Annotated in this window: 14 protein-coding genes; 2 read left to right on the forward strand and 12 right to left on the reverse strand. The window is 63.9% G+C overall.

Annotated features, from left to right (window positions below):
• Positions 1-42: 42 nt before the first annotated feature.
• Complete coding sequence (locus tag ACVIGA_RS16655) at positions 43-1,812, reverse strand: alkaline phosphatase family protein (protein ID WP_456667205.1); 1,770 nt, start codon at positions 1,810-1,812, stop codon at positions 43-45.
• Positions 1,813-2,118: 306 nt separating this feature from the next.
• Here ACVIGA_RS16655 and ACVIGA_RS16660 point away from each other — a divergent pair, with 306 nt between their 5' ends.
• Positions 2,119-3,546, forward strand: a complete 1,428-nt coding sequence (locus ACVIGA_RS16660; protein ID WP_456667206.1) for a cytochrome c peroxidase — start codon at positions 2,119-2,121, stop codon at positions 3,544-3,546.
• Between the two features lie 9 nt (positions 3,547-3,555).
• Here ACVIGA_RS16660 and ACVIGA_RS16665 read toward each other — a convergent pair whose 3' ends face one another.
• The 4 genes from ACVIGA_RS16665 to ACVIGA_RS16680 form a co-directional block, all read right to left on the reverse strand.
• Entirely contained in the window at positions 3,556-4,266 is a 711-nt protein-coding gene (locus tag ACVIGA_RS16665; RefSeq protein ID WP_456667207.1) for a hypothetical protein, read from the reverse strand.
• Positions 4,267-4,386: 120 nt separating this feature from the next.
• Entirely contained in the window at positions 4,387-6,444 is a 2,058-nt protein-coding gene (locus ACVIGA_RS16670) for an alkaline phosphatase family protein (RefSeq protein ID WP_456667208.1), read from the reverse strand.
• A 236-nt stretch (positions 6,445-6,680) separates the two neighbouring features.
• Positions 6,681-8,057, reverse strand: coding sequence for a cytochrome c peroxidase (locus ACVIGA_RS16675; protein ID WP_456667209.1), 1,377 nt, complete (start codon positions 8,055-8,057; stop codon positions 6,681-6,683).
• Entirely contained in the window at positions 8,054-8,839 is a 786-nt protein-coding gene (locus ACVIGA_RS16680) for an EfeM/EfeO family lipoprotein (protein ID WP_456667210.1), read from the reverse strand. Before ACVIGA_RS16680 ends, ACVIGA_RS16675 begins: the two co-directional genes overlap by 4 nt.
• Before the next feature lie 126 nt (positions 8,840-8,965).
• Between ACVIGA_RS16680 and ACVIGA_RS16685 the strand changes: the two genes are divergently transcribed.
• Positions 8,966-9,565, forward strand: a complete 600-nt coding sequence (locus ACVIGA_RS16685; RefSeq protein ID WP_456667211.1) for a prepilin peptidase — start codon at positions 8,966-8,968, stop codon at positions 9,563-9,565.
• 19 nt (positions 9,566-9,584) lie between these two features.
• Here the strand turns inward: ACVIGA_RS16685 and ACVIGA_RS16690 are convergent, their stop codons facing one another.
• From ACVIGA_RS16690 to ACVIGA_RS16720, 7 genes are read right to left on the reverse strand one after another with little or no spacing between them, the layout of a single operon-like run.
• Positions 9,585-10,229: a hypothetical protein gene (locus tag ACVIGA_RS16690; RefSeq protein WP_456667212.1), complete on the reverse strand. Its 645-nt coding sequence runs from the start codon at positions 10,227-10,229 to the stop codon at positions 9,585-9,587.
• On the reverse strand, positions 10,229-10,792 hold the full coding sequence (gspM, locus tag ACVIGA_RS16695) for a type II secretion system protein GspM (protein WP_375778438.1): 564 nt from the start codon (positions 10,790-10,792) through the stop codon (positions 10,229-10,231). Before gspM ends, ACVIGA_RS16690 begins: the two co-directional genes overlap by 1 nt.
• Positions 10,789-11,862, reverse strand: coding sequence for a PilN domain-containing protein (locus tag ACVIGA_RS16700; protein WP_456667213.1), 1,074 nt, complete (start codon positions 11,860-11,862; stop codon positions 10,789-10,791). The genes gspM and ACVIGA_RS16700 overlap by 4 nt, the downstream gene beginning before the upstream one ends.
• Positions 11,862-12,779, reverse strand: a complete 918-nt coding sequence (locus ACVIGA_RS16705) for a general secretion pathway protein GspK (RefSeq protein ID WP_456667214.1) — start codon at positions 12,777-12,779, stop codon at positions 11,862-11,864. Before ACVIGA_RS16705 ends, ACVIGA_RS16700 begins: the two co-directional genes overlap by 1 nt.
• On the reverse strand, positions 12,779-13,486 hold the full coding sequence (locus ACVIGA_RS16710; RefSeq protein WP_456667215.1) for a PulJ/GspJ family protein: 708 nt from the start codon (positions 13,484-13,486) through the stop codon (positions 12,779-12,781). Before ACVIGA_RS16710 ends, ACVIGA_RS16705 begins: the two co-directional genes overlap by 1 nt.
• The gene (locus ACVIGA_RS16715; RefSeq protein WP_456667216.1) at positions 13,483-13,893 is read right to left on the reverse strand and encodes a prepilin-type N-terminal cleavage/methylation domain-containing protein; all 411 of its coding nucleotides are present in this window, start codon (positions 13,891-13,893) and stop codon (positions 13,483-13,485) included. Before ACVIGA_RS16715 ends, ACVIGA_RS16710 begins: the two co-directional genes overlap by 4 nt.
• A complete protein-coding gene (locus ACVIGA_RS16720) occupies positions 13,868-14,332 on the reverse strand; it encodes a type II secretion system protein (protein WP_092126604.1) in 465 nt (154 codons plus the stop codon). The genes ACVIGA_RS16715 and ACVIGA_RS16720 overlap by 26 nt, the downstream gene beginning before the upstream one ends.
• Positions 14,333-14,338: the final 6 nt, after the last annotated feature.

A 14,338-nucleotide genomic window follows, 5' to 3' on the forward strand; every position in this document is an offset into this window, starting at 1 on the left:
GCCCGCGTCGGATCTTGACGCGGGCCAGGATGATTTCTCGTATCAGTGCCAGCCTTCGCCGGCCTTCAGCGCCGCCGAGAGGCTGCGCACCGGGCGCGTCACCAGCGGATCGAGATCGAAGCGCTTCTCGAGCAGCCGAAGGATCGACGTGGTGTCGAAGTCCTCATGCGCGACGCCAGACTTGTTGAAGCGCTTGGCGATCAGCAGCGCCGGAATGCGGGTGCCCGGGCCCCACTGGTCCGCAGCACGGGCCTCGGCACCACGGCGGTTGTGCGGCGGGGGCGGAACGTGGTCCCACTGTCCGCCGAACTCGTCATAGGTGATGACGATCAGCGTGTCCCTGCCGTCCGGCCCTTCGACGATTGCCTTGACGAGATCGACGAGATGCTGGCTGCCTTCGGATTCGCTGGTGTAGCCCGGATGCTCGTTCTCCTCGCCGATCGGCTTGATGAAGCTGACCTGTTTCAGCCGGCCGTTCTTGGCCGCCTGGATGAACTCCGCCTCGTCCTTCAGGTGATCCCTGCGGGCCTGCGTTCCGGGCGCGAAATTGGCGAAGTAGTTGAGCGCCTGATGGTGGAACTGGAAGTCCACATCGGGGCAGTTCGGGAACACCGCCGTGGCGAGATGGTTCGGATCGGTGCAGGTCGTGCCGTTGCCGTTGGTCCAGCCGGACGCGCCGACGTCGCCATTGGCGTTTGACCAGCCGCCCGAATACCAGGCCCAGTCAACATGCTTGGCCGACAGCCGATCGCCGATATTCGGCGTGTGCAGTGGCGGCAGGCGCTTGATGTCCGGGGTGCCCGGCGAATAGGGCTGGTAGGTCGGCTGCGTGGTGTTGACCGCGTAGTCGCCGCAGGCGAGGCCAGCCGGCAAGCCGGGCTGGTTGCATTTCGCCGTCAGCTGCGCGTCCTTCACGGTCGAGACCGGCGTGTAGAGCGGCGTGCTGGTCGGCATGCCGTTGGCGTCGACGATCGCGTGAAAGTCATTGGCGCTGCCGTCGTTCAAGGCACCGACGAACTGCGGCGCCGCAGCCGCGACCAGGAACTGGTGGTTGAGGAACGAACCGCCGAAGGCGCCCTGGAAGAAGCTGTCGGCGATCACGTAGTTCGGCGCACCGTGGCCGTGGAGATAGGTGTAGATGGGCAGCTTCTTGGTGTCGTAATAGCCCATCACCAGACCCGCAGCGTCGCTGCCGGTCATGTAGCGGTTCTGCCGGCCGCCGTTGAGCTGGTACTGCTCGCTGTAGAAGCGATGCACGATATCCTCGGTGCAGCCGCCGGGCGAGCCGGTGCCGTTGAGGAAGCCGTGCGCCGCGAAGGCGCCAAGCGGCTTCGGACAGGTGGTCGCCGAGGTCGGGATGAAGTCGTTGATCTCGAACGGCTTGTTCTTGAAGGCGCTGAGGATCGCGACCGAGCCTGTATTGTCGGTGCAGGTCGTCGGCTGCGGCGACGGTGAGGTCAGGTTGACGTCATTCTGCAACAGACAGGCATAGACGGTCTGGTTGTCCTGCCGGACCTGCAGCGTATGCGCCTGATCGGCGTCGGAGGTGCCATTGATCCGGTCACGGCCGACATCGCCCCAGTGCCCATAGAGGTTATCGAAGCTGTGGTTCTCCTGGTAGATGACGACGATGTGCTTGTACTGATGCACACCTTCATGGCCGCGGTCGCGCAGGTCACGCAGCTCGTCCCTGACCTCGTGCTTGAACTCATCAATGATCTTTTCGACCAAATTCTCGGCCTTTGCCATCGGTGAGATGGCAACGGCGCCAGCAACAACTGCGAGCGCCGGAATGGCTCCCCAAAGCCGCATAGTGCTCTCCTGATTTCAGAAAGAAATAGAAATGGAGTTACACGCTATGCAAAACACATTTCGCCGGGATGACCGTTTTTCGACGCGCGCACAAACACGTGAAAAGATGCACGGGCCGATGAATTCGTCGTTCTGTCAAATGCAGATCGGCTTGCGTCCCGTTCATCGATCGTCATCAAACCGCAATCAACGATCGTCTATCCAAACAGATGGTCATTGATCCTGCCGACAGGAAACTGTCACCTCCGTGACATCTTCCGGTCTACGGCAGCGCATATGCATTGTGACAGGGGCGGTTTTCTCGCAATGGCTTGGGATATTCTGGCGTCCGGCTCCGGGAAATGTCGTGCGGCATCGGCCGATCTTGGCGTCACCGCATCGGTCGCACTGCTGACGCTCTTCGTTGTGCTCCTCCCATCGCGCGCGATAGCATTCCCGCTCGGCGGCGACCAGACCGTGCTGCCGGCCGGCACTGAATTTTCCGAGGAAGCGTTGGCCCGGCCGCGCGAAATCTTTCATTCCGAAGCCATGGGCGGGCGAAAGTCCTATCTGGTAAATCTCGGCGATCTCGCGTTCAATTCGCCTTCCATCCTCGGCGGCAAGGCCCGGCAGGCCGAGATGAGCTGCGGCACCTGTCACGTCAACGGCGCATCGAACCCGAAATTGTTCGTTCCGGGCTTATCCTCCCGCCCCGGCACCTTCGACACGACCAGCCTTGTCTTCAACGCCAAGACGTTCAACAGCATCCTCGATCCGGTCAGAATCCCGAGCCTGCGGGGCGCCCGCTTCCTCGCCCCCTACGGACATGACGGGCGCATGACCTCGCTGCGCGACTTCGTCTATAATGTCATCGTCAATGAGTTTTCCGGGCCGCGACCGAGCGATGCGGTTCTCGACGGCCTCGTCGCCTATATCAACGATATTGATTTCCTGCCCAATCCGAAGATTGCGCCGGGCGGCCGGCTTGCCGCGCAGGCCAGTGTTGAGGAACGGCGCGGCGAGGCGCTGTTCTTCAAGCCGTTCCCGAAGCAGGCCGAGCTGAGTTGCGCCGGCTGTCATCTTCCGGCCGGGACCTTCAACGACCAGCTGCGTCACGACGTCGGATCGGGCGGATTGGTCAAGACTCCCACGTTGCTCAACGCCAATTTCAACGCGCCGTATTTCCACGACGGCCGCTATGACAGCTACGAACAGGTCGTCGGTCATTTCGATCGCGTGTTCGACCTCGAATTGTCGACCCAGGACACGCAGGACCTCGCGGCCTATCTGAATGCGGTCGGGGACGGCGAACGCCCCTTCGACAAGGACGGCGTCGTGCTCCGGATGAAGGAAGTGCTGGAGCTTTCGAGCGTGCTCGAGGTCGCGATCCCGGCCGCCGACACCGCGGTGGTGTCGCTGGCCGTCACCGGGGTCGGCGCCGAACTGCGCGAATTGACCGAGCACATTCCCGACATCAGGAACACCTCGGTCGGCGGCAAGGACGAACGGCTCGCGGCGCGCGCAATCCTGAAGGATCTCGTTCTGACCTTGCGCCGTATCGACCTCGAAGTCGGGGCCGGCCGGATCGACGAAGCGATGGCGGAATACCGCAAATTTGCCCAGCTGGTGAATTTCGACGTTCCGGTCGCCCTGAAGAAGGCCGAGCCCTGGTCCCTCTTCAACAGCAACGTGCATCAGTCGCACTACACGGCGCTCGGCCGAATACTGCCGGTGACAGGCCGGCAGCCGCAGTAGTGCCTGCACTCACTGCGAAGCCGGCGGCGCGACCCATACGTCGCTCTGCTTGATCCGGCGGATCAGCGCTTGCGGGTCGAACTTGCGCAGACCTGCGGGAATTTCGAAGGTTTGCGCCGGCTGCGGTTCGTCGCGGATGTGATCGGCGACGATCACCGTCCCGTCCGCGGTCTCGATCTGCGCCGGAAACCCGCGCGCGCGGTCGACCCAGCCGGTAAAGCCCAAACCGGACGGCGCCGCTACGCGATAGACGTCGGTGTTGCGCCCCGCGATTGCTTCCTCTCCATCGCGCTGGCAGTGCCATGTCGCGACATCGACCGGCGCGGAGAGCTGCGCCATTGCCAGCCATTGCCGGCAGGGATCGCTTGGGTCGACCGGGACGAACAGCTGGGTGAGCGGGCTCGATTGCATCGCCTTCATATAGACGTGTGCGGCCGGGCGGACGAAATAGGCGCCGGGCTTGGCGGTATCGAGTAGAAAGAAGCCATCGGGCAGCGCGGTTGGATCGATCCGCGCCTTTCGGCCCGAGACCCGCAGCGTTCCCATGGCGGTTGTCGTATCGTCCTTCCTCGCGACGAGGTCGGCGGAAAACTGCTGCGCCGCGGCCGGCAACGGTACGTTGGCCAGGATGGCCATTGCGAACAGGCAGGCGGTAGCGCTCCTGCTGCCCTTCCACATCTTCTTGCATGTCTTCTTGCACGTCGTCACGTCGCGCTTCATCGCATATCCCCGGTCGGTCAGCAGGCGGGCAGGCAGAACATGACAGCGCCGACCGAACCAATGATTCGATCGGCGCCGATCTCAGTTCAAATCAAGACCTCGTCCTGGACGAGAGCTCGATCACTCGGTGTAGGACAACGCGACCGGCTTGCTGAAGTCGAACGCGTCGAACATGTCAGACAGCGCCGGGCTGTTGGTCGGGACGTACTCGTTATTCCTCGAGTAGGTCGGGTTCGGCAGGTTGTCGCGGCTGCGGTGCGTGAGCGGCTCGAGAGCCCAGTTGCGCTCAATGAACTTCAGCAGCGAAACGTGGTCGGCGTAGTTGTGGTTGACCTTGCCGCCCGTCGAATAGGGCGAGAGGATCAGGGTCGGAATACGCGGTCCGTCGCCGAAGAAGTCGATCGACTGCGTATAACCGGAGTCCCAGTAGCCGCCGGCCTCGTCCCAGGTGATGAAGACCGCGGTGTCAGCCTTCAGCTCCGGGTTGTTGTCCAGCGCGTTGAGCACGTTCAGGACATAGGCCTCGAACAGATCAACCTTCGAGCTCTGCGGATGACCGTCGAGCAGACCGTCCGGCTTGCCGAACGACACCGCGGGCAGCGTGTTGTGCTGGATCGCCGTGATCAGATCCGCCGTGTCCTTCATGTGAGCCTGACGCACGGTCGGATTGGCCATGATCGAGGTCGCATACTGGAACGGGTTGCAGATCTGGCAGTAGGCAACACCGAGCGCGTGCGCCGGATCGGCGACCGCGGCGGCGCCGAGGTTGGGGTTCGAGGGGTTGGCGGCAACCGCAGCGTTGGAAAGCGCCACGGCGTCGTTGAACGCACCACCATAGAACGCCCAGGTGATGTTCTTCTCGATCAGAGCGTCACCGATCGTGCGAACCGACGACGGCGGGACGTTGTTGCCGCCCGACAGCGCGCCGTTCGGCAGATAGCCCGGATTGACGTTGTTGAGCATGTAGTAGTGGTTCGGCTTGCAGTTCGGCTCCGCCGCGTACGGCAGATTGTTGAGATAGGTGACGATCGGCTTCACGCCGGGCTGGAACACGTCGGAGCAGTTGCTCCAATTGCCGTCGACACTATAGCGGTTGACCGAACCCGCGACCGGATTCGGGTTGGCGATCAGGGTGGCCGGCGGCGTCACCGGATTGCCCTTGCCGTCGCTCCAGAAGGCCGCATCGCCGGTGCCGAGCATGAAGTGGTTCGCGCCGGTGCCACCGTGGAACGACTGGTGGAAGTTGTCGCTCAGCGTGAAGCGATCGGCGAGCATCTTCAGGATCGGAGCCTGACCCTGCTGGGCATTGTAGAAGCCCATCGAGTTGGCCATGCTCTTGTTGGATGCCGAATAGGTCGCCATCACGAACGGGAACAGGTCGTTCTGGCAGCCCGAATTGTTCTTCTTGGTGGCGTTGGCGGCGCTACAATCTTCCTGCTGCCAATCCTGATAGAAGCGATGGGTCGAGTCGCCGGTGTAATCGTCGTCGCTGATCTGCTCGCCCTGCAGCTGGAACGGTCCGTTCAGACCGCCGGCGCCGGGAATGCGGGTATCCAGCACACCGGTCGGCAGGCCGCTGAAGCCGGTGGTCAGGATGTCGAGATCGGCCGGGTCCATGTCCTTCTCGACGCTGGCTTCGGTGATCGTCTTGAACGGGGCGCCGGTGTCGCTCTGCGCGGTCGGCGTACCGTTGGTGTTCGGCTGCGGCATCAAATTGGTCGCGTTGTAGGGCGACTTCGCGATCGCCGGCGCGCCGATGTAGAAGGACGGCTGGCCCGCAACCGAGTACTGCTGCGCTTGCGCGAAGTTCGGTCCCGGCGTTCCATCCTCGTTGACGATGCCCTTCGACAACAGGTTGGAGATGGTCTGGCCCTTGCCCTTCGGCTTGTAGATACCGAACGTGTGATCGAGGCCGCGGTTCTCACCGATCAGGATGATGACGTGCTTGATCGGCGAAGCGGTCTTGCCCTTGCCGCCGTGATCCTTGTCGTCGTGATCGTGATCATGCTTGACGCGATCAGCTTCCTGATGCGCCTGGTGATTGTGATGCGGACGCTTGTCCCAATCACTGTGTCCGCCCGGATAGTGAGCGGCATATGCGGCTGTTGCGACGAGCACCGTTGACGCGATGCAGAGCGCGGTGCTGGTTCGCCAGTGCTTTTTGTAGTTCAAACTCATTGTCGACCTCAGGGTGTTTGCGGTTAGCAACACACACTGCTTAGTGCGACAGTATGACGCATGGTTTTCGCTTACGTGAAAGCGCGCGAGAAATTTCGAAACGTTCAAATATTTTCTGTGGAGACATCTGCTGCTTCAGCTGCATCTCCACGATTCTATTCTTCAGCTGAAGATCGAAAGCAGATGCAGCGCCCACGGAACGACGCGGATCGCAAATGCTCTATGAATCAGTTCGATTAATGCGAGATGTGCCGCGAGCGCATCACCTCGCGCAGCGCAGCGTAATGCTGATCATGCACATCCTGATTGAACAACGACCACGGCTCGGCGCTCGCCAGTAATGCAGGCACCGCAGCAGCCGTCAGATTGCGATAATTCCTGAACTCGGTTGCAGCATCGGCGTTACGCCCCGCGGCAACGGCCATCTCGATTCGCCGCAGCGTGAGCACGAGCTCCTTCAGCCCGTTGCGCGCAAGCACGCGCTGCTGCTCGCCGCCCGACACGCTGGTGTTCTTGCGATCGGGATATCGCTCGGTCAACTCGCGCAGCTCGCGGCCGATCGTATCGACTGCAAGCGCGACGATGTCCTTGTCGCCGGCAGGAATCGCGGTCGCGAGCACTGTCGAGAAATCGTTGATCTCCTTCAGCGTTGCACCGGCACCGTCGCGTTCATAGGGCTGCACGCCGTCGCCGACGGCCGTGAGATAGGCGACGAGGTCACCCTTGTCCTGCGCCGAGAGATCAAGCTGAAAGGTCCGGTCAAAATAATCAACGACCTGGTTGAAATTGTCGAAGCGGCCATCGTGGAAGTATGGCGCGTTGAAGTCGGCATTGCGCAGGGTCGGCGTCTTGAACAGTCCGCCCGAACCGACGTCATGCTGCTGGTGATCGACAAAACCGGACGACGGAACGTGGCACCCCGCGCAGCTCAGCGCCGGATCGTGCGGGAACGGCTTGGCGAACAACGCTTCGCCGCGGCGCTCCGCGTCGGTGATCTTGCCGGCCAGCCGCCCGGCGGGACCAAGGCTCGGATTGGGCAGGAAATCGATGTCGTGAAGATAGGCCACGATCGCATCGAGCGTGGCCGGCGACGGTTCGGGACCTGCGAACTCGCTGGTGATGACGTTGTGGACGAAGTCACGCAGCGAGGCGAACCGGCCATCGGCGCCGTAGGGTGCAAGATAGCGGGCGCCGCGCAGGCTCGGGATCCGCACCGGATCGAACGACAGGTTGTTGGCCTTCGGATTGAACAGCGGGCCCGTGGTGTCGAACGTGCCGGGCCGGCTCGACATCTTCGGCATGAAGAACTTGGCGTTGTTCGCACCATTGACGTGGCAGGTCCCGCAGCTCACGCCGGCCTGCCGCGCCACCTCGCCGAGCAGCCCCGGAGAATTGAAGGCGAGATCGCCGAGATTCACCAGATACGACTTGGCTCCGGTCCGCTCGGACTGAAACACCTCGCGCGGCTTGTCGAGCGCATCCTCGTTCAGCTCGGTCGCAACCGGCAACACGGTCTTGTCGCCATCGACCGGAAACGCCGCCGCGCGCCCGAGCAGCGCGAGGGCGATGACCGCGGAGAGCAGCGCGGCCGGACGCAGGTGAAGCGATCTCATCGCGCCTGCGCCTCCAGGGTCGGGCGCTGCAGCCCGAGCTTTGCCGAGGCGCTCTGCAATGCGACGACCAGCTCCTCGCTGGTCTGGCGCAGATCGGCGATATTGACATGCGGCAGGTCCGGCGTCGCGACGATCGCCTCGAGCTGCTCGATCCGGTTCGTCACCATCTCGTCGAGCTTGCCGTCGACCGTATTGAGCGCGGCAGAGAAGATCGTGTGGTAGGCAAAGTCGATGCCGGCGATATTGTTGCGCATGTCGTCCAGCGAGGTGCCGCTGATGCGCGACTCGCCGCCATCGGCTTTGCTTTCACCGACTTCGTAAGCGAGCCGCACGGTGCCATCCAGGAGACCCTGCGGCGTCAGCTTGATATCCTTGAGCTTGCCGTGAAGATCGTTCAGGTGATCGACCAGGCCCGTGGCATCGGTGGCGACATCGGTACTACCAGCCCCGAACAGTTTCGCTTCGATCGCGTGAAATCCGCTGTCGGCATTCGGCCAGGCGTCGATCTGCGCATCGAGCTCGGGCACGAAGCCTGCAGTGAACACTTCCGAGCGCTCCCATCCGGCGCGCGCCGACAGCCAGGCCTTCTTGGCGCCGGGCAAATCCGCCGCAGCGGCGCGCTCGCGCAATGCACGCGCGCCCGCCAGCGCACTGGCAACGCCCTCGATCAGATACGGCCGATAGCGCTCGGCGCCGTCCTCGAGCGCGCCCGCATTCGCGGCGCGCACGCCTGCCGACGCTACCAGCAGAGCAAGGCACGCCGCCACTCGCATCTTGTGCATAGTCAACCCACTCGTCTGCCGCGAAGGGCTCGCGGCACATAATCGGGGCGAACTATTGTCGGTATCCTATGCGGATTTGTGACAGCGCAGACTTTTTGTCGCATCTTTTCTGCTTCGCGATCGTTGTTGACGATCACAATCCCGCAAACGCATTGCTCGATTGAAAATGCACTGTTCAACGCGCGTGAGTTGTTGCAACACAGTGTGTTCAAGCGTCACACTTGTCCCACCACCATGCCAATCGATCGCGAAGCTCTTTATTTCATTGCATCCTACGGCACGCTTTGCGTGCTGTGCTGCACCGTCGCGCTGATCGATCTGCGCCACGGCATCATTCCCGATTGGCTGAATCTCGCGATCGCGGCATTGGGGCTTGCACATGTCGTCATCACTGAAAGTATCACAGCCGCGTTCAGTGCGATGGCGATCGCCGCTCTCGTCGGCGCCCTGTTCTTTCTATTGCAGAGACTCTACTTCGTCTTGCGGCATGTGGACGGCTTGGGACTGGGCGACGTCAAGTTTCTTGCCGCCGCGACGATCTGGGTCGGCGCTTTTGGGATTCCGACCCTGCTGCTGATCGCGGCACTCGCGGCACTTGCTGTCGCCGGCAGCCTGCAACTCGCGGGGCACGAGATGAAGCGCCAGACGTCGATCCCGTTCGGTCCGTTTCTGGCGCTCGGGCTTCTCCTGACGCCGGCCCTGCAGGGCTGGCTGGGATTGAACTAGCGCGGGAGCGAGTGCTCAATCACCGCTGGATCCGCGCCGCCAGCGGCCTCCTGTCGGCACTGACGGGAACGAGGCGGACATCGCCGCTCTCCTCGGTGCCCGGCTGAGGTAATGTGAGCACGGCATCGTGCTCGTCTTTCTGCATCGTGACTTCGCGTCCGCTGATGGTTCGCAGCTTCCATCCCTGGAAATCGTCGCCGAGCTTCAGCCGCAATGCGGTCTTGTTCGCTTGGTCGAGAAAGATCCCGAAGCTTTCGTCGTCTCCCGCGATCGTGCCGACGAGCGACAGCGGCGGCGGTTCGAGCACGACCTTGCGCGGCGGCGTCGGCAACGGCTTGCTGACTTCCGGTTCCGCGACGACGGCAGGCGGCGGCCGCCGCGACGGCGAGAACACCGGGCGGTCGCGGGTGTTGGACAGCGTCTTGAGCGGAATGCCCCACAGCGGATTTGCGCTGAGCGGCCGGGGCGTCGGAGCCGGCGAAGGCGTCACCCGGACCGAGGTCACCGGTTCGGACGGCGGCGGTGAACTCAACACCGGCCCGCCCAGGCGGGTATCATCGAGCGTCCCGGCGTCCAGTGCATCGCCGGATGGGTCAGGCACCGCAGCCGGCGCCGAATAGGCTGACACCGCCAACAGCACGATGGTTGCAGCGAAGCGTCGCATCACTTGGCCCCTCGCCATTGTCCGGATACACCGAGCAGCACGCGCAGTCTGCCGGGATCGGCGCCCTTGGCCGCTTCGTCGGCGACGGGTTGCACGACCAGTTGGTCGATGAACAGGAACGGCATGCCGGCTTCGAGATCGTAGAGCACCTGCTGCAATTGCGCCTGCTCGATCTCGCTGCTCGCGACCATGCTGATGAAGCCGGCCTTGGCCGGCGCGTTGGGAACGTCGAGCTGCGTCGACAGCACGTTGCCGCCGGCCTTGATCACCGCGCCCGATACGCGTTGCAGCAGCGTGGCGCCGGCAACGGTGACGGTCGCCCCCTCGAGATAGGCGGAGCCGGTCGGCATCGGGGACTGGCCGGGCGCGGTATTCGCCTTGGATCGTCCCTCGAGTTGCTCCAGCATTCCGGCCGACGCCGCAACATCACTGCGCAGGCCGATGATATCCGAAAGCGACGAGATGACGACGAACAGCAGCAGCACGAAAAGGCCGAGATAGCTCGCGGTTGCGACCAGTGGCGAAGTGCTGACGGCGGTCAGCGATCGGGATGCTGCGCTCATGAGCCGGACCCAAAAGAAGCGGATAAATTAGCCTCGACGTGGAACCGCTCCGCCGATTCATTCGCGGCGCGGGTCGTCGGCGCGAAGAACGTCGCGCGGGTGAATTGCGGCGACTGCTCCAGCAAGCGGATCAGGGAGGGCGCATCCTGGGTCAGTCCCACCACCTGCACCTTATTGCCCTCGATGCGGAGCTCCGTCACATAGGTGGTGTCGGGCAGGACGCGCGAGATAGCTTCCAGAACCATGACGCTCGACGGCGTCGTCTGCTTGCGCTTGGCGAGCAGGCCGATGCCGGACGAGTCGCCATTGGCATCGAGACGCAGCGCGGCGCGGCGCTGCGAGATCCGGTGTTGCAGGTCCTCCTGCTCGGATTGCAGCCATCCGCCGAGATAGATGTTGAGCAGCAGGGAGACCGCCGCCGCAGCCGCCGTCGAAACCAGGCCGATGCGCAACAGGCGCGGAACCGCAGGTCCGCCAAGGCCGCGCAGCGATCTGTCGAGCAGCGTCACCTGCTGCGGGGCGCCGTCGCCGCCAACCGCCGGCGCCGAGACCGCAACGGAGCCGGCGCCGAGCATCCCGGCCATCCGGACCAGCGGATCGACCTTGGTCGCCGCGGTCGCACTGAACGCGACTTCAATGCGGTCATTGGCGATCGCCTGTGGCGAACCCCAGCCAAACACCGCATCGGCCGCGGTCCATGGCGTCAGCCGGTCGACCTGCGCGCGGATCATGCCATCGAGGAAGTCGCCCGCCTGGCTCGGGAAATCGAGTACGCGGCTGACGACGTAATCAGATCGCAACCGCACCTCGATGCGGCTGCCGTCGAACGCGGTCTTCCACTCTGCCGACAACGGAGGCTGCGGCGCGTCGTGATCGAGCCGGAACGAAACCGGCTCCGACGGCGAGCCGTCCCTCGCCACGGCGGCGCGGGCCGTGTACGTGCCGTCTGCATTCTCGTCGAGCTCGATGCTGCGCCGGAGCATGAACCTGCCGGCAACGCCGTCGACGGCCGTCGCGACCGCGCCGATCCATTGCTCGAACCATTGCCGTGCCTCGGCGAGCATAGCCATCAACCTCTCCTCTGCGGCAGAACCGTACTGCGCGGCTCGACATCGTTCTGCCAGGACAACACACGATAGGGCTCGACCTTGTCGCCGAGCGCGATCACCGCTTCAGACGTGGTGCGGTGACCGTTGCGGAACCGGATCGAGATTGCGATCCGATAGCAGGGGCTCTGCGCCGTCGATGCCGCAGTTTGCGGGTTCGGCGCCTGCGATCCAGCGGTGAGGCTGCCGCTCGGCGGGGGAGCCGGCGAGCCGAAACCGTCCTGCTGCTTCCCCGATGCCTTGTCCACGGCAAGAGCGACTTCCGGCGCAGCGATCGCCGGATCGACATCCGGACTGCCGTTGAACACCGTCACGAACGGCAACACGCGATCGACGAATGCTTCGGGGATGCCGGCGACCAGCGCCAGCTCATTGACATGGGTGAACAGCCCCTGCCGCGGCGAATAACCGAGCGCGTTGTAGCGCGCGGCCTCCACGTTCTCGCTGCCCGGCACCGGCCGGGTTCGCCAGCCGACGATCCGATCAGCGTACTCGCTGGCCGCGTCCTTCCGGGCGCCGAGCACCACGAAGAGGCCGATCAGCATCTCCTTCGATGCATAGTTCAGGTCGACGCGGCCGGCCTCCGACGCGAAGGTGACAGCAACGCTGGCGTCGTCCAGCCCGAAATGAAACGCCCCGTGCTGCGGCCTCGTCTTCTCATCCGTCAGCGTCAGCTGATAGGCGGTGAGTTCGAGCCCGGCCGACACCAGCGCCTCGGTCTGCAACGACAGGTCACTGGCCGCCAAGGCGCGCGCCGACGCGGCAAGATAGGCCGAGAAGATGATCGCCAGCGACGACAGCGCAAGCAGGATCCAGAGCACCGCAACGATGACGAAGCCGCGATTGGCCTGCGATCGGCCGATATTGCCGGAGGCGCCCATCAGGTCTTCCCCTGATCGGCAGCACCGTCGGCACTTTGCTTGTCGCCGCAATTGCCGTCCGGCTTGGTGCAGTCGCTCGGAAGCTGGACGTGGACCGGCGCGATGGTCGACACCGACAGGACGCGCTGGCTCGCCGCGTCACGCACGGTCAGCCGGATCATCGCCGGCAGCTTGTTGGCATCCTTCCACACACTCTTCCAGGCCCGGTCGGGACCGGCATAGGCGAACGACAGGCGATAGGGTGCGCGCAGCAGCACGACGGGGCTGCCGAGATGCACCTGTTCCGACAGCGACACCCCGTCGGTCAGCGGCGCGAAGCGCGTCTGCGAACGAACCGTGACAAACTCGCCGCGATCCCGGGTTTCGCCAAGGCGCACCAGGTCGAGCCCCGGCCCCGCATTCGGCCCCACCGACGTACGCACGAACATCACGGACAGTTCCGATCCGTCGAACAGCGGCTTGTGGGTATCGCGGCTGGCGGCAACGAATTCCGCCGCTGCGAGGTCAGCGCCGATCCGTTCCAGCGCGATGCCGATCAATTCGCTGCGCTGGATCCGGTCGAGCCCCCTGTTCCAGCTCGGCAGCCATTGCGCCGTGATACTGGCGAGCGCCGACAGCAACAGCCCCATCAGTGCCAGCGCGACGATGGTCTCGATCAGCGTGAAGCCGCGTTCATGCGTTCGCTGTGCTGTGCCTGCCGGGGTCATTCCGATGACCTCGGCATCAGGCGCACGGTGCGAATGTCGGACAACGCGCCGCCCGGAGACTTGACGCGAATTCGCACCAGCTCCGGCGCCCAGGGCACGTTGCCCTCGGGTACCGTCCAGTCGCCACCGAGCGGACTGACCTCGATGGTCCAGCGGTAGCCCTCAGCCTGTCCCGTCGACCTGCCTGACTGCAATTCGGCGCGCGGCGGAATGCCGACCGTCATCAATGTGCGCACCGCCTGCATCAGCGCAACGTGCTGCTCCATGGCCCGGACGCCGCGCGTCTTGACGCCCATCACCGCGCCGATCGCAACGATCGAGACAGCCACCAGCGCCAGCGCCACCAGCACCTCGATGATGGTGAACCCTGCATCCGTGCGGTTAGTTGGCGGCAACGTCGCGAGCAACGATTTCAACCCTTCCGGTGAGCCAGTTGACGCGGACCTCATATCCCGCATCGAGCCGCGTCAGCGCGATTGAGCCGCCGCAGGAACCGCCATTGGCGAAGAAGCGGATGGTCGACAGTGCGGCGCGGCGCTGACAGCTCTGCGGCAGCACCGCATCGAACCGCACGTCATCAGGGATTCGCACCGTCATGCGCGACGCGCCGGAGTGAATCACCCGGCTCGCCGCATCGACCAGGGTCGCAACGCTCGTGCTGCGCTCGATGGCGGCATTGCGATCGGCCTTCAGCAGCGTTGCGGTCTGCAACGCATAGGCCTGCAAGCGCGATCGCGAGGTCTGGTGCGGAATGAACGGGAGCAGCACGGCCGCCAGCAGCGCGATGATGGCAAGGACGCACACCATCTCGAGTAGGGTGAAACCGCGCTGCGACGCCTCATTCATGCTCGC

The organism is Bradyrhizobium sp. USDA 3240 (genome assembly GCF_054063295.1).